The organism is Actinoplanes sichuanensis (assembly GCF_033097365.1).
In the GTDB taxonomy this organism is placed as follows: Bacteria; Actinomycetota; Actinomycetes; order Mycobacteriales; family Micromonosporaceae; genus Actinoplanes; species Actinoplanes sichuanensis.
Genome location: NZ_AP028461.1, coordinates 5,476,556 through 5,498,572 on the forward strand (window position 1 = coordinate 5,476,556; position 22,017 = coordinate 5,498,572).

Annotated in this window: 22 protein-coding genes; 14 read left to right on the forward strand and 8 right to left on the reverse strand. The window is 71.0% G+C overall.

Annotated features, from left to right (window positions below):
- Positions 1 to 25: 25 nt before the first annotated feature.
- A complete protein-coding gene (locus Q0Z83_RS25160; RefSeq protein WP_317796451.1) occupies positions 26 to 3,370 on the reverse strand; it encodes a DUF4132 domain-containing protein in 3,345 nt (1,114 codons plus the stop codon).
- Positions 3,371 to 3,508: 138 nt separating this feature from the next.
- Here Q0Z83_RS25160 and Q0Z83_RS25165 point away from each other — a divergent pair, with 138 nt between their 5' ends.
- The 5 genes from Q0Z83_RS25165 to Q0Z83_RS25185 all read left to right on the forward strand — a co-directional run bounded on the left by Q0Z83_RS25165 (position 3,509) and on the right by Q0Z83_RS25185 (position 9,561).
- Entirely contained in the window at positions 3,509 to 5,197 is a 1,689-nt protein-coding gene (locus Q0Z83_RS25165) for a hypothetical protein (protein WP_317796452.1), read from the forward strand.
- Positions 5,198 to 5,208: 11 nt separating this feature from the next.
- Positions 5,209 to 5,502: a hypothetical protein gene (locus Q0Z83_RS25170; RefSeq protein ID WP_317796453.1), complete on the forward strand. Its 294-nt coding sequence runs from the start codon at positions 5,209 to 5,211 to the stop codon at positions 5,500 to 5,502.
- Between the two features lie 58 nt (positions 5,503 to 5,560).
- Positions 5,561 to 8,263 (forward strand): BTAD domain-containing putative transcriptional regulator, encoded by a 2,703-nt coding sequence (locus Q0Z83_RS25175; RefSeq protein WP_317796454.1) that lies wholly within the window; start codon positions 5,561 to 5,563, stop codon positions 8,261 to 8,263.
- 80 nt (positions 8,264 to 8,343) lie between these two features.
- Complete coding sequence (locus Q0Z83_RS25180; RefSeq protein ID WP_317796455.1) at positions 8,344 to 8,940, forward strand: DUF3558 domain-containing protein; 597 nt, start codon at positions 8,344 to 8,346, stop codon at positions 8,938 to 8,940.
- A gap of 111 nt (positions 8,941 to 9,051) precedes the next feature.
- Positions 9,052 to 9,561 (forward strand): hypothetical protein, encoded by a 510-nt coding sequence (locus Q0Z83_RS25185; RefSeq protein WP_317796456.1) that lies wholly within the window; start codon positions 9,052 to 9,054, stop codon positions 9,559 to 9,561.
- Here Q0Z83_RS25185 and Q0Z83_RS25190 read toward each other — a convergent pair.
- Positions 9,509 to 11,215 (reverse strand): sodium:solute symporter family protein, encoded by a 1,707-nt coding sequence (locus Q0Z83_RS25190; protein WP_378079160.1) that lies wholly within the window; start codon positions 11,213 to 11,215, stop codon positions 9,509 to 9,511. The two genes, Q0Z83_RS25185 and Q0Z83_RS25190, sit on opposite strands and share 53 nt — an antisense overlap.
- Positions 11,212 to 11,529, reverse strand: coding sequence for a DUF3311 domain-containing protein (locus Q0Z83_RS25195; RefSeq protein WP_317796457.1), 318 nt, complete (start codon positions 11,527 to 11,529; stop codon positions 11,212 to 11,214). The genes Q0Z83_RS25190 and Q0Z83_RS25195 overlap by 4 nt, the downstream gene beginning before the upstream one ends.
- A gap of 235 nt (positions 11,530 to 11,764) precedes the next feature.
- Between Q0Z83_RS25195 and Q0Z83_RS25200 the strand changes: the two genes are divergently transcribed.
- The 3 genes from Q0Z83_RS25200 to bfr all read left to right on the forward strand — a co-directional run bounded on the left by Q0Z83_RS25200 (position 11,765) and on the right by bfr (position 13,070).
- A complete protein-coding gene (locus Q0Z83_RS25200; RefSeq protein ID WP_317796458.1) occupies positions 11,765 to 11,923 on the forward strand; it encodes a hypothetical protein in 159 nt (52 codons plus the stop codon).
- Positions 11,924 to 12,343: 420 nt separating this feature from the next.
- Positions 12,344 to 12,532, forward strand: a complete 189-nt coding sequence (locus Q0Z83_RS25205) for a (2Fe-2S)-binding protein (protein ID WP_317796459.1) — start codon at positions 12,344 to 12,346, stop codon at positions 12,530 to 12,532.
- 55 nt (positions 12,533 to 12,587) lie between these two features.
- The gene (gene bfr, locus Q0Z83_RS25210) at positions 12,588 to 13,070 is read left to right on the forward strand and encodes a bacterioferritin (RefSeq protein ID WP_317796460.1); all 483 of its coding nucleotides are present in this window, start codon (positions 12,588 to 12,590) and stop codon (positions 13,068 to 13,070) included.
- A gap of 13 nt (positions 13,071 to 13,083) precedes the next feature.
- On the opposite strand, the gene Q0Z83_RS25215 is transcribed toward bfr, so the two are convergent.
- Together Q0Z83_RS25215 and Q0Z83_RS25220 are read right to left on the reverse strand one after the other, a co-directional pair.
- Positions 13,084 to 13,932 (reverse strand): polysaccharide deacetylase family protein, encoded by an 849-nt coding sequence (locus Q0Z83_RS25215; RefSeq protein WP_317796461.1) that lies wholly within the window; start codon positions 13,930 to 13,932, stop codon positions 13,084 to 13,086.
- A 19-nt stretch (positions 13,933 to 13,951) separates the two neighbouring features.
- The gene (locus tag Q0Z83_RS25220; RefSeq protein WP_317796462.1) at positions 13,952 to 14,743 is read right to left on the reverse strand and encodes an SAM-dependent methyltransferase; all 792 of its coding nucleotides are present in this window, start codon (positions 14,741 to 14,743) and stop codon (positions 13,952 to 13,954) included.
- A 118-nt stretch (positions 14,744 to 14,861) separates the two neighbouring features.
- Here Q0Z83_RS25220 and Q0Z83_RS25225 point away from each other — a divergent pair, with 118 nt between their 5' ends.
- From Q0Z83_RS25225 to Q0Z83_RS25235, 3 genes are read left to right on the forward strand one after another with little or no spacing between them, the layout of a single operon-like run.
- Positions 14,862 to 15,101: a hypothetical protein gene (locus Q0Z83_RS25225; RefSeq protein WP_317796463.1), complete on the forward strand. Its 240-nt coding sequence runs from the start codon at positions 14,862 to 14,864 to the stop codon at positions 15,099 to 15,101.
- The gene (locus tag Q0Z83_RS25230; RefSeq protein WP_317796464.1) at positions 15,098 to 16,300 is read left to right on the forward strand and encodes a sensor histidine kinase; all 1,203 of its coding nucleotides are present in this window, start codon (positions 15,098 to 15,100) and stop codon (positions 16,298 to 16,300) included. Before Q0Z83_RS25225 ends, Q0Z83_RS25230 begins: the two co-directional genes overlap by 4 nt.
- Positions 16,297 to 16,953: a response regulator transcription factor gene (locus Q0Z83_RS25235; protein WP_317796465.1), complete on the forward strand. Its 657-nt coding sequence runs from the start codon at positions 16,297 to 16,299 to the stop codon at positions 16,951 to 16,953. The genes Q0Z83_RS25230 and Q0Z83_RS25235 overlap by 4 nt, the downstream gene beginning before the upstream one ends.
- Before the next feature lie 113 nt (positions 16,954 to 17,066).
- Here the strand turns inward: Q0Z83_RS25235 and Q0Z83_RS25240 are convergent, their stop codons facing one another.
- Positions 17,067 to 17,390, reverse strand: a complete 324-nt coding sequence (locus tag Q0Z83_RS25240; RefSeq protein ID WP_317796466.1) for a hypothetical protein — start codon at positions 17,388 to 17,390, stop codon at positions 17,067 to 17,069.
- Complete coding sequence (locus Q0Z83_RS25245) at positions 17,387 to 17,662, reverse strand: hypothetical protein (RefSeq protein WP_317796467.1); 276 nt, start codon at positions 17,660 to 17,662, stop codon at positions 17,387 to 17,389. Before Q0Z83_RS25245 ends, Q0Z83_RS25240 begins: the two co-directional genes overlap by 4 nt.
- 85 nt (positions 17,663 to 17,747) lie before the next feature.
- Here Q0Z83_RS25245 and Q0Z83_RS25250 point away from each other — a divergent pair, with 85 nt between their 5' ends.
- The 3 genes from Q0Z83_RS25250 to Q0Z83_RS25260 are packed head-to-tail and all read left to right on the forward strand — an operon-like array spanning position 17,748 to position 20,373.
- On the forward strand, positions 17,748 to 18,101 hold the full coding sequence (locus tag Q0Z83_RS25250; protein WP_317796468.1) for an STAS domain-containing protein: 354 nt from the start codon (positions 17,748 to 17,750) through the stop codon (positions 18,099 to 18,101).
- A gap of 53 nt (positions 18,102 to 18,154) precedes the next feature.
- Positions 18,155 to 19,909, forward strand: coding sequence for a hypothetical protein (locus Q0Z83_RS25255; protein ID WP_317796469.1), 1,755 nt, complete (start codon positions 18,155 to 18,157; stop codon positions 19,907 to 19,909).
- A 38-nt stretch (positions 19,910 to 19,947) separates the two neighbouring features.
- Entirely contained in the window at positions 19,948 to 20,373 is a 426-nt protein-coding gene (locus tag Q0Z83_RS25260; protein ID WP_317796470.1) for an SRPBCC family protein, read from the forward strand.
- 304 nt (positions 20,374 to 20,677) lie between these two features.
- Here Q0Z83_RS25260 and Q0Z83_RS25265 read toward each other — a convergent pair whose 3' ends face one another.
- Entirely contained in the window at positions 20,678 to 21,958 is a 1,281-nt protein-coding gene (locus Q0Z83_RS25265; RefSeq protein ID WP_396349889.1) for an IS701 family transposase, read from the reverse strand.
- Between the last annotated feature and the right edge of the window lie 59 nt (positions 21,959 to 22,017).

The window sequence follows — 22,017 nt, forward strand, 5'->3', positions numbered from 1 at the left end:
CAAGATCCGGGTACGACGAGAATCGTCAGCCGGCGATGTCGGTCAGATCCCGCAGGATCTCCGACACGGCGACCGGATCCAGGCTGCTCAGCGGCACCCGCCCCCGATCCGGGCCGGCCCACCCGCTACCGGTGCCGTCGTGCAGGAACACCCCGATCAGTTTCTGGTCGGCGAAGTGGCCGGCCTCCCCGGCGACGATGCCCGGATCCAGCTCGATCGAGATCACCCGCCGGGCCGCGACGGTGCGCTCGATCGACCCCTGTACACCACCGTCCTGTGGGTCCTCGCGTCGCCAGCCACGCCGTTCCAGCCCGAGCACCCTGGTCGTCGGCACGGTGAGCCCCTCGAACCGGGCCAGGTGGCTGCCCTCCGCCTCCGCCCCGGTCAGGGCGTGGACCGCCCGCCCGAGCTGCGGGAACGGCTGCCCGATCGCGTAGTCGGCGAACAGCTCGGCCCACGCGGCGGCCCGGTCGCCCAGATGCAGCGGATGGGCGATCCCGACCACGTCGTCGTCGGCGAGGGCCACCGGTTCGTCGTCGGCCCCGGCGAAGCTGCGGTCCTCGGCGATGCGCAGCGCGCCCAGCACGGCCCCGGAGTCGTCGAAACGGGCCCACACCAGGCGCCGCGCGATGTGCCACACGAGGGGGTGGCCGACGAACAGCTCCCGGAACTCGGCGCCGGTCCAGCGGCGGCCGGTCACCATGGCCTGTTCGAGGCGGCGGACCTGGTCGGCGGCGACCGTGCGCACGTCCTTCTTCAGGGCGGCGAACCGCCGGTACGCCTCGTCGGCCAGTGCGGCGTCGTCTCGTACCCCCGGCCTGGGGAGGGTCTTGAGCCGTTTGCCGCCGCCGTCGATGACGAGGGGCTGCAACTGCTCGTCGAACCCGACCACGAACTGCCGGGACCCGTAGTCGAGGCGCAGGCTCCCGTCGGCGTCCAGGCCGAAGTCCGGTACCAGCCGATCGGCCAACTGCTCGGCGGTGAGCCCCAGCCCCTCGGCGACCTCGTCGATCTTGGCGGCCGCCGCCGACTTGAGGCCCTTGAACCGCGCGCGCTGCGCGATCCGGTGCAGGTGCAGGAGGGCCACACCGGTGCCGATGCCGGCCAGCACCGACAGCCCGGCGACCGCCTTGGCGTGCCCGCCCTCACCGGGCCAGGCCAGGATCAGTGGGGACAGCCGACGGACCGTCTCGTCGTCACCGGTCAGGGCGAGCGCGTCGAGCACCCAGTTGTCCTTGGCGGTGGCACCGGCCGACTGCCACAGCTGGAACAGCGCCCGGCCGAACTCGGCGAGGTCGGCCGGCTCGACCGCCTCCCGGACGATCGCCAACCCCGCATACGGCTCCGCGGGCGGCGAGATCATCAGGATGCCGACCAGGTGCCCGGCGGCCTCGGCGGGCAGTGCCCCGGATCCGTCGCGCAGCCGCACCGGTGGCAGCAGGGCGGGCGCCGCCCACGTCGGTGGCGCCGGCATCCGGCTCGGCAACAGCGTCAACGGATCCCTGGTCAGCAGGGTCTCCACCGCGGTCTCGGCGGCCGGCCCGTGCCCGGTGGCGGCGGCGCGCACCCGGTCGGCGGGCAGGAGCAGCAACGCTTTCTCGGCGTGCCGCCGGGCCGGACCCGGCTTGCCGAGGGCGGCCGGGATCAGCGCGCAGGCCGCCTCCGCCGGGTGCCTCGCCAGCCAGGCTCGGGCCAGGCCACGCATCGGCTTGAGCCGGGTCAGCCAGTCGGCGATCAGCTCCGCCACCTGCGGCGACGCGAACGGCAGGAGGAGTGGCCCATACCCGGCCGGGCGCTCCCGAGCGACCGTGAGCAGGCCGGGCAGGGCGTCCGTCTCGTATTTGGCGGCGGTCACCCGCATCCACGACTCGGCGTTCCACGAGGGGCGGGGCCGCCAGTGGACCAGGACCGGCCGCGCGATCTCCTCCGGGGCCATGGTGAACAACTGGTTCGGCTCCCACCAGCACGCCGACCCGTCGGCGACCTTGGCCGCGACCTGCGGCCAGTCGGCCGACATGTCACGAAAATACGGCAACGGGCTGCCCGCCCACTCCTCGCGCTCGCCCGGCGCCCAGCGCACCGACGGCTCATCGGTGCAGGTCAGATCGGCCACCACGGATGGCTTGGCGGCTTTGACACGGCGCCGCCACGGCGGATCGGCGAGCACCGGCGGCACCCGCGACAGCGGTGCGGTCACCACCGCGTCGGCCGTGTCGACGATCGCCCGGATCCGGTCGGCGGTGTCCGCACCGAGGCCGGCCGACACCCGATCGACCAGGTCGGCGTGGGCGAGCACGTGGGCCCGCAGCAGCTCGGTGACGGCCGGGGTGGTCGCCTCCTCGGCGAGGATCCGCATCGCCCGCATGGGGAACCGCGCGGCCGCCTCGATCAGGGCCGGCTTGACGTCGGTGACGGCGACCCGCCTGATCAGACCACGGATCACGTCGTCGCCGGGCAGCACGGACAGCACCTGGAGCACCCAGCGCCGGCCGTTGACCCCGAGGATCGCGGCGACGTCCTGATCGATCCAGTGGAACAGGGCCGGCCCGGCCTCGGCACCGAGCGCTTCGGCCGCCGACACCAGCGCCGTCTGGTGGCGCAACAGCATCCACGCCCCGGCGACCTCGACCAACCTCGCGGCCTGCGCCCCGGTGCACGCCGCGTAGAACAGCATCGCCGCCCGCACACCGTCGGCGTCGGCGACCACGGCGGCCACGTCCTCCTCCACCCGGTCCGCCTGCGGGACCAGCACCGAGCACGCGGCCCGCGCGTGTGCCGACCCCGCCCGATGCCCCTCCAGCGACGTCACCACCTGCTGGAACTCGGCCTCCGGGGCGACCGCGAGCGCCTGACGCACCCGGAGCAGCACCTGCAGCGGCGTGTCGGCGAAATACTCCGGACGAGCCTCCCCGGCCCGTAGGTAGCGGACCCCGGCGTCACGGGTCCGCTGGTATCGCTGTCGCGTCGGCAGCGAGTCGTCGATGACCACCATCGCCGCCATCTCGACGGCGGCCGCCGCGGCGAACGGCAGCCCACGCTCGGTGATCCACAGGTCGGCGAACAGACTGACGTCGTCACCGTTGCCCCGCCGATGGAACTCGATGATCGCCGCGGAGGCGGCGGCGCCGGCCGGTGACGCCTCCGGATCGCCCGCCTCCCAAGCCAGACCGGCGGCTCGCAGCGACGCGTCGGTGGCCGCCCGGTCGAGGACCTCGGGCACCGAGCCCGGCTCACCGGCACGCATGCGGTCGATCCGGCCGTGGGCCTGCGGCACCGGCACGAACGCCGGCACACCGGCGCTCTCCCGCCGTGGCCGCCGGTGCCGCAGCCAGGCCCGGGGCATCTCGACGACATCCTCGGAATCGCGCACACCCGTCCCCGTTCTCGATCGACCGCCGTCCGTCCCGACGGTCCGCGAACGGTACCGCCGGAGTACGACACTCCCCCGGGTGGACCGGGCCGCCGAACCGCCGACGAAGCCGCCGAAAACCGCCTAGCGTTGGCTGACGTGCGAATTCTTCGCCGCCTTGCGGCGGTCGTCACAGCTGCGGTGGTCGTCGTCTCGCTGTCCGGCGCGACGTCCGGGCCTCTCCGGGCGTACGCCGACCGGGTGCTCACCCTGAACGCGGAGCCGATCAGCACGAACCGGGCCACGTTCCACGCCGACGACGGCGATCGCCTGTCGGTGGTCCTGCGCCGGGGCACCCTGCCCGCGGACAGCCGGCTCGCAGTCGACATCCGCACCCCGGACGGCACCCCGGTCCACGAGCCCGTCGAGGGCGTCGGCGATCTGCTGGTGACCCACGTCGACGCCTTCACCGGCGGGACGTACACGGTCGCGGTGGTCGACCCGACCGGTGGCACCGGCACGCTGCAACTGGTCGGCACCACCCGGATGACCACCACGGTGAACGGCCCGCCGGTCGTCCTGCCGATCAAACGGCCCGGCGAACGTGTCTTCGTCACCTTCCCGGCGGTCGCCGGCCGGGAGTTCACCGTGGTCGGGCGCGGCAACCCGGAGATGGTCGAGACGGAGGACGAGCTGCGGCTCACCGTCAACGAGCCGGGCGGCCGGGAACTGGGCCTGCTCCTCCAGCCCGGCTACGACTCGCTTCCGGTCGCGATGGACTTCACCGCCCCGGCGACCGGCACCTACTTCCTGGAGATGACCACCGACGACGACACCGTCGGCACGATGACCGTCCACGTGACGGCGCCGGCCGAACCGAAACCGATCACCGTGAACGGTCCGGACCAGCCACTGACGTTCAGCCGGCCCGGGGAGAAAATCGCCGTCACCTTCCCGGCGACCGAGGGGCGGCACCTGTTCGCGGTGGCCCGCGGCGCCGCCCTGAAGAACACCGGATTCGTGCAGCTGACCGCCGAGGGACCGGACGGCCGTACGCTCGGCGCCGCCGCCGCGGAGACACCCGACCTGACCGTCCTCGACTTCGACGTGCACGCGACCGGCCGGCACGTCCTGCGGCTGAACGCCGCCCCCCTCGCGCACGGCAGGGTGGACCTGGCCGTCTTCGAGGCCGCCACCGCGACCGCCGCGATCGGCGGTCCGGCCGTCGAGGTCGACATCGACCGGCCCGGCCGGCCCGCCTTCGTCACCGTCCCGGCCAAGGCCGGCGAGCAGCTCACCGCAATGATCAACACCAAGAGCATCTCCTCCGACGAGGGCCTCATGCACGTCACGGTCCGTTCGCCGCACGGCACCGAGATCGGGTACGCGACACTGGGCGCCGGACCACGCGGCGACTACGGCGACGCCCCGTTCACCACCCGGACGGCCGGCCCGCAGACCGTCGAGATCAGGCCGCCGGGAACGACCACCGGCCGGTTCACGGTGCAGATCGCCGGATCGTCCACGATCCGTACGAGGGTGGGCCGGCCCGCGGTGACCGCCCGGGCGGAGCCGGGTGGACGGGCCTTCGTCCGCTTCGACGTGACCGCCGGTCAGTGGCTCGACGTGGTCGTCCGCCCGGACCGGGTGCCGTCCGACGGCATCTCGCTCCGTCTGCTCGCCCCGGACGACGTGACCGGCCACGGTTCGGGCACCACGCTGTCCGCCGGAGACACCGACGGGGAGACCATCACGTTCCGCCCGCCCGCGTCCGGCACGTATCAGCTGGAGATCGACCCCGATGAGGATCAGGGCGGCTCGGTGACCGTACAGATCAAGAGGCATTAGATTCTGCCGTTGTGACGATCCAACTGTGTGTGCTGCTGTGGGCCCGGCCGGGCGCGGCCGACGCGATGGCCGCCTACGAGGACACCGTGCTCGCGCTGCTCGCCGAGCATGACGGCCGCCTCCTGCAGCGGGCCCGCACCCGGCCCGGCGGCCCGGACGGCGCCCCGGACGAGACCCAGCTGATCGAATTCGGCGGCCAGGCGGGCTACGACGGTTTCCTCGCCGACCCGCGCCGGGCCGCCCTGGCCGCCACCCGGGACGCCGTGATCGCCCGCACCGAGCTGTTCCCGGTGACCGTGCTCTGAGTCAGCCACGCTTCCGAGGTACCGGGTGGGTGGGGGTTCGGGCCGTAGCATCGGGCTGGTGGTGCGGTTTGAGGTTCTGGGGCCGGTCCGGGTGTGTGCCGGTGACGACGAGCTCGCGCTGCCGCCCAAGCCGCGCGCGCTGCTGGCCGTTCTACTCGCGGCCCGGGGGCGGCCGGTCACCGTGGACCGGCTGCTCGGCGAACTCTGGCCGGACGGCGCGCCGTCCACGGCGAGCGCGACCCTGCAGATGCACGTGTCGGCGCTGCGCAAAGTGGTCGGTGATCGGATTCGGACCGCGCCCGGTGGCTATCAGCTCGATCTGGACGGGGCCGGGTTCGACGCCGCCGAGTTCGAGGACCGCGCCGATCTGCGACTGTGGCGCGGGGACGCCTACGAGGGCGTGACCGCCGGGCCGTCGGTGGCGGCGGACGCGGCCCGGCTCAACGAGAGACGACTCGCGGCCCGGCTCCGGTGGGCGCAGGAGGCCCTCGACCAGGGGCGGCACGTCGCGGCGGCGACCGAGCTGGCCGGGTGGGCGGCCGAGCAGCCCACCGATGAGGGCCTCGCCCGGTTACTCATGTTGGCCCTGTACCGGTCGGGGCGGGCCGGGGAGGCGTTGAGCGCGTTCGGGCGTACCGCGCAGGCTCTCGAAGATCTCGAGACCCGGCCTGGTGGTGAGCTGGAGGCGCTCGCGGCGGCCGTGCGGCGGCAGGATCCGACGCTGGACCGGCCGGTTCCGGGGCTTCCGGCGCAGCGGAACCGGTTCATCGGGCGGCGGGCCGAAATCGATCGACTGCTCGCTCTGCTCGGCGAAGCGCGGCTACTCACCGTGGTCGGTCCGGGTGGGGCCGGGAAGACCCGGATCAGCCTGGAGGTCGCCCGGGAGATCGGCGACGAGTACGCCGCGGTGCACGTCGTCGAGCTGGCCGAACACCGCGACGGGCCGCTCGCGGTGCGGGTCGCGGCCGCCGCCGGCATCCGCGAGGAACCCGGAATCCCGGTCCTGGACACGGTGATAGCCCAGCTCAGCGGCCGGATGCTGGGCCCGGCAGCGGAGCCCGGCGGGCGGGTGCTGATGATCCTGGACAACTGCGAACACGTCCGGGCGGAGGCCGCCGAACTGGCGCACATCCTGCTGGCGGCATGTCCCGGCCTGCGGCTCGTCGCGACCAGCCGCGAGCAGCTGGGCCTGCCCGGTGAAGTGATCTTCACGCTCGGCGGTCTCACCACTCCGTCACCGGGCGTGACCGATCCCCAGACGGACGCGGTCCGGCTGCTCGCCGACCGGGTCGCGGCCGCACGCGGCGGTACCGAGCTGTCACCGGCCGAGCAGGTCGTCGCCGCCGAGTTGGTGCGGCGGCTGGACGGTCTGCCGCTGGCGATCGAACTGGCCGCCGCCCGCCTGCGGGCGCTACCGCTGGCCGAGATCATGTCCCGGCTCGACCGGCGGCTCGACCTGCTGAAAGGCACCTCCCCGGTGGCCCGCCACCAGACCATGCGGGCGGCGATCGACTGGGGCTACGACCTGCTCGACCCGACCCAGCAGGACCTGTTGCGGCGGCTCGGGGTGTTCGCCGGCGGTTTCGACCTGACGGCGGCCGAGGCGGTCTACGGCGACGACCCGTTCGACCCGCTGACGCAGCTCGTCGACAGATCCATGGTCGAGTGGCGCGACGGGCGATACCGGCTGATCGAGACGATCCGCGCCTACGCCCGCGAGCGCCTGACCGGCGACGAGCGCGTCCACGCGTACCAGCGGCTCGTCGATCTCTGGGTGGAACGCCTCGCGGTGCCGCCGCCGTCGGACGGACCGCAACACACCGCCTGGCTGAGCGGCATCGCCGCCGATCATGACACGATCGTGGCGGCGATCGACTGGTCGTTGCGGGACGGTGTCGCGGAACGCGGCCTGACCGTCGCGTCCGGCATGTGGTGGTACTGGTGGATCGCCGGTCGCATGATCGAGGGCCGGGAGTGGCTGGGCCGGGCCCTCGCCGCGGCCCCGGCGGCCGCTCCGGCGCTGCGCGGACGAGCGCTGCGTGCGGCTGCCGCGCTGGCCCGGAACTCCGGCGACCTCGCCGAGGCACGCACGCTCGGTGAGCAGTGTCTGGTCACGTTCCGTGAAGCCGATGACCGGATCGGTGTCCTCGCCGCCCTCAACAACCTGCTGATCACCGCGCAGGCGCAGGAGGACTATCCGGCATCGCTGGAGTTCGGGCGGGAGGCGATCCGGGCCGCCGAAGAGGCCGGCGATCAGCGGATGCTCGCCGCCGCGTCGAACAACACCGCCGGGACACTGCGCTGCATGGGCCGTCTGGACGAGGCCGAGCCGCTGTTCACCAGAGCACTCGACGGCTTCCGGGCGCTCGGCGACAGACGTGGCGAGGCGGCCGCGCTGACCAACCTGTCGACCACCCACAGGCGACGCGGGCGGCACGCCCCGGCGCGGGAGGCGATGCTCTCGGCACTGACGATCTACACCGACCTGGGCATCACGGAGGGTCAGCTCGACGCGGTGGAGGGCCTCGCACAGTTGGACATCGCCGCCGGCGACGCGTCCGGCGGCCTGCGCCTGCTGGCTCTCGCCGAACGCGAGCGCGCCGCGCTCGGCGCCCCCAGTTTCACCCCCGACGAGATCGCCGACAAGGAGTCGGCCGAGGCCACTGCAAGATCATCATTGGGTACGGCGGAACGCGCCACGATCTACCGGGAGGCCGACGCCCTGACTCTTTCGGATGTAGTGAACGCCCTGCTCAGGTGAGTCTTTGGGGTTTCTTTGGCGGGTGGGCGGATCGTTCTCGGCAACGGCAACCGCCTCACTTCTTCCCACAGGAGAAACCCATGAAGCACCGCCTCGTCGCCCTGACCGCTGTCGTCGCCGTCGCGTTCACCGGCGGATGTGGCGTGCTCGGCAACGCCGCCGCCGGCGCGTCGGACATCGCTTCCCACAGCACCCCGGGGAGCAAGACCAGCACCACGGAGAGCAAGACCAGCACCGCGACCCCGACGAGCAAGGCCACCCCGAAGAGTGCGACCGCCGAGCCGACGACGCCCGCCGAGAAGAAGCACAGCACCGGCTTCCCCGACCCGTGCACGCTGCTGGACGAGACCGAGGTCGTCGACCTGACCCACCGGGAGATCACCCAGATCGACGAGGACGGCGGCGCCCCCGGCGACTCGACCCGCTACTGCCAGTGGCAGCAGTCCGGCGGCCAGCTCGCCGTGTTCCTGAGCCGGACCACGCCCGAGGACTTCCAGGTCACGATCGACGAGGCCGAGTGGGTCGACGGGATCGGCGAGGACGCCTACACGCACTCCGGCCACCTGTACGTCCGGTCCGGCACGGTCCAGATCGACGTCTACTCGCGTGGCGCCTCGGACGCGAGGAACCTGGCCGACGCCAAGGCGGTCGCGACGACTCTGATCCCGAGGATCTGAGCCCGCGGGGCCGGATCAGCCGAACAGACAGGTTTCGGCTGATCCGGCCCGCGGGTCGTGGCCCGGATGGTTCCCTGGACCGTCAACTGCGACCGCCCGGGGAGGCCGACCATGTCGAAATCAGTCACCGTGCTGGCGAGCCTGGCGCTCGCCGTCCTGCCGGCCCCGGCGCACGCGGCCACCCGCGCCGCCGTGCCGGGTGAGGTGACCTGGGAGGCGACCCAGCGGCGCAGCCCCGACGCGGACACCCTGTGCCGGGACGGCCGCGCCAACATCAGGGCCAAGTACACCGGGGTGCACGGTCTGACCGCCATGCTGGTCGGCGGCGCGAAGAGCGACTACGCCGACTACCCGGCGTTCGTCCGCGGCCCGCTGATCTTCTCGTCCAGCACGTTCACCGGCCCGGACAGCCACCGGTCGTGGATCAGTGTCCCGGCGCCGTCCAGCCCCGGCGCCGAGGACGGACCGGCGGTCCTCGGCGTGGAGGTGCTCGACATCGCGCAGTCCAGCCGGCTGCTCTGGTTCCAGAGCTGGGACTTCCCGCTGGCCTGCGGTTACGACTACGAGGTCACGATCGAGGACGTGGACCAGCAGTCGGCCGCCGCTGTCCCAGGGGCGTGAACCGGGCGCCGAGCGTCGGCACCGACACCGGCTCCGGAGCCTTCTCCCCGTCGATGATCTCGGTCATCCGGCGGATCGTCGGGTCACCCTCGTCGGCCACGTAGTCGTGGTCGTGGGTCTCGTCACGGCCCTCCGGCACACGGGCGTTACGGAACACCGGGGTGAGCGCGAACGTGACGATCAGGTTGACCGCGAGCGCGACGACTCCCACGTAGATGCTGGCGTCGCTGTCGATCCCGATGGTGTCGAGGGGCCAGGCCGAACCGCCGAAGTGCTCCCGTACCACAGTGGTGCCGTTGGTCTTGGGAATCTGATAGAGCATGACTATGCCGACCAGCAGCCCCGACCCGATGCCCCAGGCGAGGGCCGATCGGTGGAACCAGTTGGTGTAGAGGCCGAGCGCCACGGCCGGCAGCGTCTGCATGATCACCACGCCGCCGATCAGCTGGAGGTCGATGGCGAACTGCGTGTTGAGCAGCAGGATCACCAGCAGCGCACCGAATTTGACGGTCAGCGAGACGGTCTTGCTGACGTATGTCTCCTCTTTGGCGGTGGCGTCCGGCCGGATGTAGACGCGGTAGATGTCGCGAGTGAAGAGGTTCGCCGCGGCGATCGACATGATCGCCGCCGGCACCATGGCCCCGACGCCGATGGCGGCGAAGACCATGCCGGCGGTCCAGGCGGGCGCGTTCTCGTCGAACCACTGGGGTACGACGGTGTTCGCGTTCCCGCCCACCGCCTCGGTGCCGCTGTAGATCGCCGCGAACCCGACCAGCATCAGCACGCCGAGGGTGAGCGTGTAGAGCGGGAGCACCGCCAGGTTGCGTCGCAGCGTGCCCCGGTTACGCGAGGCCAGCACCCCGGTGAGGGTGTGCGGGTAGAGGAAGAGCGCGAGCGCCGATCCGAGGGCCAGGGTCACGTAGTTGAGCTGGCTCTCCGGGGCGAGTAGCAGTCCGTCGTCGACGCGGGGCGAGGCCGCGTACTTCGCCTCGGCCAGCCGGAACACCGGGTCCCAGCCGCCGGGCATCATCGACACGATCATGATGACCGACAGGACCGACCACAGCACCAGCGTGTCCTTGACGATCGAGACGAGCGCCGGCCCGCGCAGCCCCGAGTTGAACGTGTAGAGCGCGAGGACCAGGAACGCGATGGTCAGCGGCCAGCCCTTGGGCAGGCCCATCACCTCGAAGACCGCTTCGATGCCGATCAACTGCAACGCGATGTACGGCATGGTGGCCACGATGCCGAGTACGGCGATCCCGGTGCCCAACCCCTTGGAGCCGAACCGGGCGCGGACGAATTCGGCGGGTGTGACGAACCCGTGCACGTGACAGACCGACCAGAAACGGGCCAGCACCACGAACAGCATCGGGTAGACGATCACCAGGAACGGCACCGGGAAGAACCCGGCGGCGCCGACGCCGAACACCAGGGTGGGCACGGCGACGAAGGTGTATGCCGTATAGACGTCCCCGCTGAGCAGGAAGAACGTCACCCAGTTGCCGAACGCCCGGCCGCCCAGTCCCCATTCTTCGAGGCTGTGGATGTCGTTGGGGCGCCGCCAGCGGGACGCCGCGAATCCCATGATCGCGACGACCCCGAAGATCAGTGTGAAGACGATCAGTTGAACCTTCTGATCGCCCATGGTCATCGTGTCCTGGTGTGCACGTACGCGATGACCATGCTGGCCAGGAACGCGAAGCCGAGCTGGGCCCAGTAGAAGAACGGCAGCCCGATGAACGTCGGCTCGACCCGGTTGTAGAGGAACGGCGTCAGCGGCACCACGATCGGGATCAGCAGCAGCCAGTTACGCCGGTGCGCGTCGGGCCGGCGGAAGAAGCCGCGCAGGGAGCGGAACTGCCGGGGTGGTGCGGCGTGCCGAGGCTGTACGGGCCAGGCCTGCGATGGGCTCTGCACGGCGTGGTGCCGGTCGGGAGATCCTGATCCGTATCGCCTGTCCACCATGGCAGCCTCCGGAGGGTGATCATGCGTCCACCGGCCGCAATGTTTGCAGGTGACGCACGTCACGATCACCCAACTTTCGGACGATGCCACCTCATCCGAACGGCTGATTAATGGTGAGTAACGTTGGTTATTTAACGCGGGCTGTACCGGCTTCGTGCCATGCGCCCCGCCACCACCCACACCGTGATCATGGTGACCCTAGAGTGCCACGAAAGGCGCACACCACGGAGGAACGGTGACAGAGCAGCATGAACCACCACGATCAGCGAAAGGCGTCCGCCGGTTCCTCGTGACCCTGCTGATCATGGTCGTCCTGGCCGTCGCGGCCGGAGTCACCCTGTCCCGCATCCACACTGATCCGCAGGCCTCTCTCGAATGGTTCGGGGCTATCTGAACCGCCGTGATTCATAGGCGCGGGAAATGCTCCTCGACGTCGTCCTCGTCCAGGTCGTCGTACTCGTACTCGAAGTCTTCCCGCAGCTCAGGGGCATCCTCCACCAGCCACCGCGGCATCGGCAGACGGAGGCCGAGAAATTGGATGTCCGAGGGGACGGCAAGCGACATGGGAACTCTCCGAAAACGAGCCGGTATTTCGTTGAGAAGACCGTAGGAAAGCTGAACGGAAACCGTCAACGCATTCCGACACTCCCTTACGTCATTCCTAGTCGATGCACAGTGCTCGCACAGTGGAATTCACCGATCCACCCCGCACGTGGAGTGATCTTGACGTCTCCCCCGGTAGGGCTTGCGTGACCAGGGGTTTTAGGGCAGCCTAACGAAGGTAAGGCTAAGCAAAACGAAGGATCCACGGTCGATGTACGTCTGTATATGCCACCACGTCCGCGAACGCGAGGTTCGCGCCGTCATCCGACTCGGCGCGCGCACCGAAGAGGCCGTGGGCGACGCCTGCGGCGCGGGGACGGGTTGCGGCAGCTGCCTCGACCGGATCTGCGACCTGATCGAAGAGGAGACCACCGACACGCGCCTATCAAAAGTCGCATAGCGTCACCGATCCGTTACGCTCAACCCCAGTTTGGCCATAACTGGGGGTATTTGGCATGCAAGGTGACGCCCGTGTCATCGAGTTTCTCAACGAGCAGCTCACCGCGGAACTGACCGCGATCAACCAGTACTTCCTGCACGCCAAGATGCAGGAGAACTGGGGTTACACCGTGCTGGCGAAGCACACGAAACACGAATCCATCGACGAGATGCGGCACGCCGAGGTCCTCACCGACCGCATCCTCTTCCTCGAAGGACTGCCCAACTACCAGAAGCTGTCCGTGCTGCGGATCGGCGAGACGGTCAAGGAGCAGTTCGAGTGCGACATGAAGATCGAGGTCGAGGCGGTCGACCGGCTGCGTCGCGGCCTGGAGTACATGCGCTCGATCGGCGACGTCACGTCCGCCCGCATCTTCGAGGACATCCTCGCCGACGAGGAGCACCACGTCGACTACCTGGAGACGCAGATGGCCCTCATCGAGAAGCTCGGCGAGGCCCTCTACCTGCAGAACGTCACGGAGCACCCGGAAGCCGGGTAGGAGGTGAGGCGCGCTAGCCGGCCGCCAGTTCCGACAGCGTGACGGGCTCCAGGCCACGGCGCTTGAGCCCGGCGAGGATGGCCGGCAGCGCGTCGTCGGTGTACAGGGCGTTCGCCTCGGTCACGTGCATGATCACGACCGAGCCCGGCTTCACCTGCGACAACACCGCATTCACCACCGGGTCCGGGCCGCGGGCGAACGGATCACCGCTCACCACGTCCCCGTCGACCACGGTGACTCCGAGCGGCGCCAGCGCCCGCAGCGCCGCCCGGTCATGGCACAGACCCGGGAACCGGAAGTACCGGGTCTGCCGCCCGCCGAACGGTTCCAGCACCCGGAACGTCTTCGCCACGTCCTCGGTCATGTCGGCCGGCTTCACCCGCGGCAGGTTGTAGCAGTCGCCGGTGAACGCGGCGTGCTCGTAGCTGTGGTTCGCCACCTCGAACCGCGGGTTACCCACGATCCGCTTCATGACCTCGGGATACTCCTCGGCCCACTGGCCGGTGACGAAGAACGTGGCCGGGATCCGCCGCTGCTCCAGGATGCCGAGCAGGCGCAGGTTCGCGTACGACTTCACCTCGCCCCGGCGCAGCCGGGCCGCCATCGCGTCGGTCATGTCCGCGTCGAACGTCAACGCCACCCGCTTCGAGCTCCGCGGCCCGTGCTGCATCACCGCGGGAAGCGCCCCCGCCGCGACCGCGCCGGGAACGGTCGAAGGCACGGTGGACGGCGCGGTGGTCACCACGGGGGCCGCCTCGACCGTCGGCGTCGACACCGCCGGCCCCGGCTCCGGCGCCGGCTCCGCGCAACCCGCCAGCATCAGCACCGTGACGAGGGCGAGCATCCGCCGATCGAAGAACATGCCGGCAAGGATGGCAGGCCTACTCCTTGATCGCGACGCCGCAGTATTGATTCACGTCGGCGCCCGGCTCACCCTCCGGCCGCCACCTGTTGCACGGCACCACGCCCGGTTCGAGCAGCCGCAGGCCGTCGAAGAACTCGGTGATCTGCGCCGAACTCCGATACTTGATCTTCGGGGTGCCCCGCTCGTTCCAGAAGTCGACGATCCGGTGCGCCTCCGCGGTGTTGATGTCGTGACAGCCGTGCGCGATCGCGAGGTAGCTGCCCGGCGCCAACGCGTCGACGAGCTGCCGGATCACCGCCCGGGCCGCCTCGTCGTCCCGGATGAAGTGCACGATCCCGAGCAGTGTCAACGCGATCGGCTGGGAGAAGTCGAGGGTGTCCCGGGCCGCCCGCAGGATCGACTCGGGATCGTTGAGGTCGGCCTCGACGTAGTTGGTGCCGCCCTCGGGGGTGCCGGACAGCAGGGCCCGGGCGTGCACCAGGACCAGCGGATCGTTGTCGACGTAGACGACCCGGGTCTCCGGCGCCACGGCCTGCGCGACCTGGTGGGTGTTGTCGGCCGTCGGCAGACCGGTGCCGATGTCCAGGATCTGCCGGATCCCGCCGTCGCGGACCAGGTGCTCCACCGAGCGGCGCAGGAACCTCCGGTCCTCCCGGGCGAGCGCCACGATCGACGGCAGCATCCCGGCGATCGCGTCCCCGGCCTCCCGGTCGGCCTGGAAGTTGTCCTTGCCACCGAGCCAGTAGTTCCACAACCGCGCCGAATGCGGCGTACCGGTGTCCAGATTCGTCCCCGCCGCCTCAGCCACGAACATCCTCCGTCAGTCCACAGTGCACATCGACGGCGCCCATGATGCCGCACTTCCACCCTTATCTCCACCCCGCGGTGGTGCCGCTCCACCCGGCACTCTCCGTAACGTCCGGGCCATGGATGAGAACCGTAGGAAAGCCGTCAACTACCTGCTCACCGGCGACCGGGAAGGCAGCCCGACCACCCGGATCGCCGGGGAGATCCTGGGCCGGGCCACCGCCCGCGACGGTGGCCGCATCACCGGCCGGGTCATCGTCGCGGGCCTGGTCATACTGGGCGTGGCGGGCCTCGCCTTCGTCGCCTACCGTCTGCTGATGCTCGACCTGATCCTGACCCTGGTGGGAGAGTCCGATTGACCTTCCGGGACGGCGTCCGCCGGCTCCGGGCCGACGATCCGGAGACCGGCTGGCTGGTCCGGATCGTCCTCAGCGCCCTGATGCTGTGGGCCTTCCTGACCGCGGGTGCGGCGAGCCCCGGCGTCCGGCCGGTGCTCGCCGCCGCCCTCACCGGGTGGTTCGTCTTCCTGGCGGCCGATCACCGCTCGCCGCGGGTGTCGCGGGCGGCGCTCGCCGTGGCGGCGCTGCTCCCGGCGACGGTCGCCGGGCTGCCGGACGACGCGCACTCGCTGCTCTACCTGTATGCGGCGCTGTTCACGTTCGTGCTACTGCCCCGCACCCCGATGTGGGCGATCCTCACCCTCACCGCGGCGGTCCTGATCGCCCTGCTCACCGGGCTGTGGCTGGCCGGGCGCGGGCCCGCCGCGATGCTCACCCAACCGGCACTGATCGCGGTGCTCGTGCTGTTCAGCCTGCATCGGCGCGAGCATCGGCTGCGCGCCGAACAGACGGCGCTCCTGCTCGAACAGACCTCCCGCACACAGCAGGCGCAGGCCCGGGCGGCGGCCCTCGACGAACGCGCCCGGATCGCCCGGGAACTGCACGACGTCCTCGCGCATTCGCTGGGCGCTCTGGGCGTACAGCTGGAGGTCGCCGAGGCACAGCTGACCGAGAGGGGCGACGTCGTCGGAGCCGCCGCCCGCATCCGGAGGGCCCGGCGCCTCGCCGCCGAAGGCCTGGCCGAGGCTCGTTCGGCGGTCGCCGCCTTACGCGCCGACGTGCCGCCGCTGCCGCGGGCACTGGCCACCCTGGCGGCGGCCTTCCGTTCCGATCACCACGCCGCGATCACGCTGCGCTTCGAAGGTGACCATCGCTCTCTGTCGCCGCAGGCCGAGATCGCGCTGCTGCGCATCGCCCGCGAAGCCCTGACCAACGCATCCCGGCACGCTCCCGGCGCCCCGATCACCCTGACCCTCGGTTATCTCCCGCAATGCGTCCGATTGACGGTCCGCAACCCCTTTTCTGGTACGGCCACGCCCGACCCGATCGAACCGGGCGAACCTCCTCCCCCAACCGTCCGCACGACCGCCCCCGGCGAGACCCCGCTGGCCACGCACGGGTTGATCGGGGTGCGGGAACGGGTCGCGCTGGTCGGTGGGACCATGCGTGCCGGTGTCGAGGGCGGCGAGTGGCTGGTCGGCGTGGAGGTTCCGGAGTGAGCGAACACCCGCTGCGGGTCGTGGTCGCCGACGACCAGGCGCTGGTCCGGGAGGGGCTGACCGCGCTACTGGAGCTGACCGAAGGCATCGAGGTGCTCGGCGCCGCCGCCGACGGTGAGCAGGCGCTGACCCTGGTCGCCGCTCATCGGCCGGACGTAGTGCTGATGGACCTGCGCATGCCGGTGCTCGACGGGATCACCGCGACCGCCCGCATCCGTGCCGAGTTCCCCGAGGTCGCCGTGGTGGTGCTGACCACCTACGCGGACGACGACTCGATCGCGGGCGCGCTGGCCGCCGGGGCTCGCGGCTACCTGACCAAGGACGCCGGCCGAGCCGAGATCACCCTGGCCCTGCGAGCCGCGGCGGCGGGGCATGCCATGTTCGATCCGGCCGTGGCGGGCCGACTCGCCGACGCGATGTCCCGCCCGATCCCGAGCGCTCCGGTGGATCGACTACCCGACGGCCTGACCCAGCGCGAGGCCGAGGTCCTGGGACAGATCGCCGCCGGCCGGACCAACGCCGAGATAGCCGCCGCCCTGTTCGTGGCAGAGGCCACCGTCAAGACCCACATCAACAACGCCTTCGCCAAGATCGGCGCCCGCAACCGCACCGAGGCCGCCGGTTACGCCACCCGCCACGGCTTGACCCGGTAGCGCCGCGCCCCGAACCGCCCGGGGTGGGGCCGTCCCGGTGGGGCCGTCCCGGTGGGGCCGTCCCGGTGGGGCCGTCCCGGTGGGTGCGGGACCCGCTCCGGGGGGGGCCGAGGTCAGGCAGCGTGGCCGGATTGGGCGGCGTGGGCTATCGCCCGGCGCAGGACCGCCACGGAGACGGTCAGGTCTCCGGCCATGTCGGTCAGGCCGAGCTCGATCCACTCGCGGATCAGCTGGGAGTAGGGAATGCCGGCCTGATCGGCGGCGGCCCGCACGCGCTGCGCCAGCACCGGCGGGACGCGGATGCCGAGGGGCACCATGGGCTCGGTCTCCGGGGCCGGGGGCAGGCTCACCCGCACACCCTCGTGGTAGGTGACGTCGCCGGCGGCGAACGCCGCCGCGGCCGCCGAGATCTGCTCGTCGCTGTACTGCTGACTCATGACGCGTCCGCCTCCCAGGCCTTGAACCGCACCAACTCGTCGGGGGTCATCTCGCGGGCGCCGATGATCTGCTGCCGATGCCCGCCGAGCAGCCGCACGGCGACGACGAGGGGACGGCCGGTGCCGGTGCGCCCGCTGATCGTCAGGAAATGCACCCCGGCGCTCTCCGCGGCCAGCGGCAGACGCCGCTGGGCGGACAGAACCTGGGTGACCTCCTGCGACTCGATGTCACGCAGACGCGCCAAGGCCTCGGTCAGCCACTCGTACCCCACACCACCAGCGTAAAACGTTCGTCAGACGGCGTCCAATGGCCCCTTCGTGACGAGTCTGTGTTTATTTGCTGGTAGACAACTATCCGTGGCGGACGACTACTACACCATCGCGCTGGAACCAGCGGGCGGAAGCGCGGCGTCGCGTGTCCGGCTCGCCGGCGCGTTCGACATCGGCACCCGCGAGGACCTGCGCAAGGCGCTGCACGACCTGATCGGCGGTGATCCCGGGTCGCGGATCGTGGTGGACCTCGGGCGGGTGACGTTCATCGACTCGGAGGCGATCAACGCCCTGATCGAGGGATACCTCGCCGCCGAGCGGGACGGAATCGAGTTTCGGCTGGCCGGAGCGCGGGGCATCGTCGAACGGGTGCTGCGGGTGATCGGGCTCGACCACCTCCTGGACCCGCCGGAAGCCGGTGGTGATCAGGACCAGGTGTGACCGGGCGCTAACCTCGGGGCGCGGACAAGCACGAGGGAAGGGGCCACGGGGTCTTGGGGAACGGGGACGACCTGCGGCTGCTGCGCGCCTACGAGCCGGTGGCCAGGTTCACCGAGGGTGAATACTTCTTCCCCGTCTCGGTCGAGCGCTATGTCAGCCGCGCCAGCCTGTGGCGCCACGAACCGGGCCAGGGCCCGGTGCAGATCGCCGCGCCCGGTGACCTGAGCCTCGACAAGCTGGCCACGGCCGGAGGGGCCGAACAGGGCCTCGGCCACGCGCTGTCCGGCATCGGCACCGGCGACAAACACCTCACCCACATCCCGCTGCGTGACCGGCCACCGCATCTGTCCCGGTCCAGCCGGCTCGGCGCGGTCGGGCTCACCGGGCGGATGGTCGACACGCTCAACCGGTTCTCGCTGCTGTTCCGAGGCAGTGTGCCGGGTGGCTCGGCGGCCCGCTCGTTCCTGCTGCAGCGCGACCATCTGGAGACGAATGAGCCCACCTACTACGGGCGGGTGGTACGGGACGGGCCGTGGATCGTCTGCCAGTACTGGTTCTTCTACAACTTCAACAACTGGCGGTCGGCGTTCGGCGGGGTCAACGAGCACGAGGCCGACTGGGAGCAGGTGACCGTGTTCGTCGACGCGGCCGCCCCGGACGGGCCGGACGGGCTGCCGGCGCCGTCGTGGGTGGTGTTCTCGGCGCACGACGAGGTGGGCGACGACCTGCGGCGCCGCTGGGACGACCCGGATCTGACCACGGTCGGCGGCCGGCATCCGGTGGTGTTCGTCGGGGCGGGCTCGCACTCCGGGGCCTATCTGCCCGGCGACTACCTGATCACGGTCCGGCCGCCACGGCTGCGCGGCCTGGTCGGCGCGTTGCGGTGGTCGGCGCGGCTGCTGGCGCCCTGGTCCCCCGAGGATCAGAGCAACGTCGGGATTCCGTACGTGGACTACGCGCGCGGCGACGGCCGGGCGGTCGGCCCCGGCCAGTCCGAGGCGTGGCACCCGGTGCAGATCGGCGACGAGACCGGCTGGGTACGTGACTTCCGCGGCCTGTGGGGGCGCGACACCCGGGACCGGCTCGGCGGCGAGCGCGGGCCGGCCGGGCCACGATACGGGCGCGACGGCACGGTCCGGCCGGCGTGGGCGGATCCGGTCGGCTGGGCCGGGCTGGCGAAGGTCGTACCGGATCAGGCCGAGGAGCGGCGGCTCGTCGCCATCCGTACCCAGCGTGATCTTGATCGTCTCGCCGAGTTGGACGACGAGATAGACGCGCTGCGGCATGAGCTGACGGTGGCCGCCGCGGGTCTTCCGGCGGCCGCGCCGGAGGTGCGGTCGCTGGCCGCCCGGGAGCAGAAGCTGCTCGCGCTGCGGATGGAACGCACCCGGCTGGCCGACGAGCTGCGGCGGGCCACGACGGCGACGCCGGTCGCTCAGCATCCGCACGCCCACCTGCTGCACCGCCGGCTGCCGATCGATCAGGTCGGCGGTTTCCTGGGCCGGGCGCTGTCCTGGTGGGCGGTGCTGAGCACGCCGCTGATCCTGCTGGCCATCGGTGCCGTGGTGGCGCCGCCGCCGGTCTCCGGCCAGCTGACCGCCCTGGTGCTGCTGCTGGTGATGCTCGGCGTGGAGGGGCTGGTCCGGAAGAAGTTCCTGGCCGTGGTGCTGCGGATCCTGCTGGCGTTCGTGCTGTTCATCGTGCTGGCGGTGCTGTGGCTGGAGGGCCGCTACGTGGTGACGTTCGCCTGCGCGGCGGCCGCCCTGCTGGTGCTGCTGGTCAACATCCGCGAGGCCACCCGACGCTGACCGGCCCGCGCGGGACCGCCGCCCGGTATCGTCGCCCGGTGGCCACCGTCCGTGTTGAGACCTCCCTGTCCGTTTCCGCCCATGTCGCCTGGGAGGCGGTGGCCGATGTCGGGGCCGTTCACGAGCGGCTGCTGCCGGGCCGGGTCGCCGCCGCCCGGATCGACGGTGACACCCGCATCCTGACCATGCCGGACGGGTGGGAGGTGCGGGAGCTGATCGTCGCGGTCGACCATGAGCAGCGGCGCCTGGCGTACGCCGTGGTGGACGGTCAGCGGATGCCGCTGACCTACCATCACGCGTCGTTCCAGGTCCTTCCGGAGGGCGACGGCAGCCGCCTGGTGTGGATCACCGACGTGCTGCCGCACCCGATGGCCGCGCACGTCGAGGCCCGGGTGTCCCGCGGCATCCTGGAGATCAAGCAGGTCCTGGAAGCCGCCGCGGCCCCGCCCGCCCCGCCGGGATGAGGCTCGCCCGTGCCGCTGAGTGCCGACGGCCGATCGCCCAGCGGCACACCACGGCTGCTACCGCCCACCACCCCACCACCCAGCGACACACCACGGCTGCTACCGAGCCGTTTTAGCGTTCCCGCTGTGCCGCTGGCCCACGAAAGTGCCGTTTTAGCGTTCCCGCCGTGCCGCTGGCCCACGAAAGTGCCGCTCTAACGTTCCCAGCTCACGTCGCTGGCCGGCCGCCCGGAACTGCCGATGTCGAGATCCCCGGCAGCTCCGCGAACACGGCGGCCGCTAGTACGGCAGCCGCCATTCGTGATCATGGTTGGAGTTCGAGGGTGAGGCGGCGGGCGTAGTGGGCTCGTCTGGCTCGTGCCTGGTGGCGGCGTCGCCAGTTTGACCAGCGCAGACGGTAGGCGATGCTGCGGGTTGGCCGGATCAGCAGGACGTTGATCAGACGGCGGATTTCGTTGACGGTCAGGTCGATCATGTCGGGCTGACCGCGACGATCTGCGGTGCGGGCGTCGGCGGCGCAGATCGCGAGGACGGCGAGGGCGGCCAGGGCCAGGGTGGTGAACCGGTGCCAGGACGTCCACCGGCGGACTTGGTGCTGGTCAAGGCCGACTTGGCCTTTTCCGGCCTGAAAGCTTTCCTCCACGATCCAGCGAACTCCCGCGACCCGCACGAACTGGGCGAGGGTGGCCGGCCCCGGTGCCCAGCAGCGGTAGAAAGCCAGCTCACCGGTCGTGGTGTTACGTCGGATGAGCAGGCTGTGCCGGCCATCGTCGTCGGGGTCACCGTCGGCGCCGACGTCGGCCAGCCAGGCCCAGTCGTAGAACCGTGGTCCTTTCGAGCCGTCACCAGCGCTGCGCCGGGTCCAGGCGGTGGCGGGCAGGTTCTCGGCGAGGCGGTCGACGCGGCAGCGGGTCTTGCCTGCGTCGATCGGCACGAGGTGATCGCAGGAGACTGCCAGCACGTAGCCGAGGCGGAGTTTGCGCAGTTCACTGCGGAGCCGGGTGTTATTGCCGTAGGCCTCGTCCGCGGCGACCCACCGGGCTGGGACCAGGGCATTCACCGCGGCGTTGATCATGTCGTCGGCCAACTCCGAGCGGGTGGCGAACGTGACGTCCTGCGGAATGCCGGCCCGCTCGCACCGGTCACGGTCATCGGTCCAGGACTTCGGCAGGTAAACCCTGCGGTCGATCAGAGTGTGACCGTGCCTGCTCGCATAGGCGAGGAACACTCCGACCTGGGCGTTCTCGATCCGCCCGGCGGTTCCGGTGTATTGACGCTGGACACCGACCGAGTGCACGCCCTTCTTCAGATCGCCGGTCTCGTCGACCACGAGGACACCGTCAGGGTCACCGAGTCGGTCAGCGACGACCTTGCGAACGTCGTCACGCACCGCGTCAGCGTCCCACTTGGCCCGGTAGAGCAGCCGTTGCATCGCATCCGGTCGGGCATGTCCGGCCTGCTCAGCCACCTGCCAACACGTCTTGACCTCCAGGTCGGCAAGCAGCCCGGTGACGAACCCGGCCGCCGCCCGGCGGGGCTCAACCCGGCAGAACCGGCCCGCGAACGAGTCGATCACCAGGTCGATGGTTCGTCGCCACCGAGCAGGCTCTACGCTGTGGCTCTCGGCCACCGCAAGGTCTGATG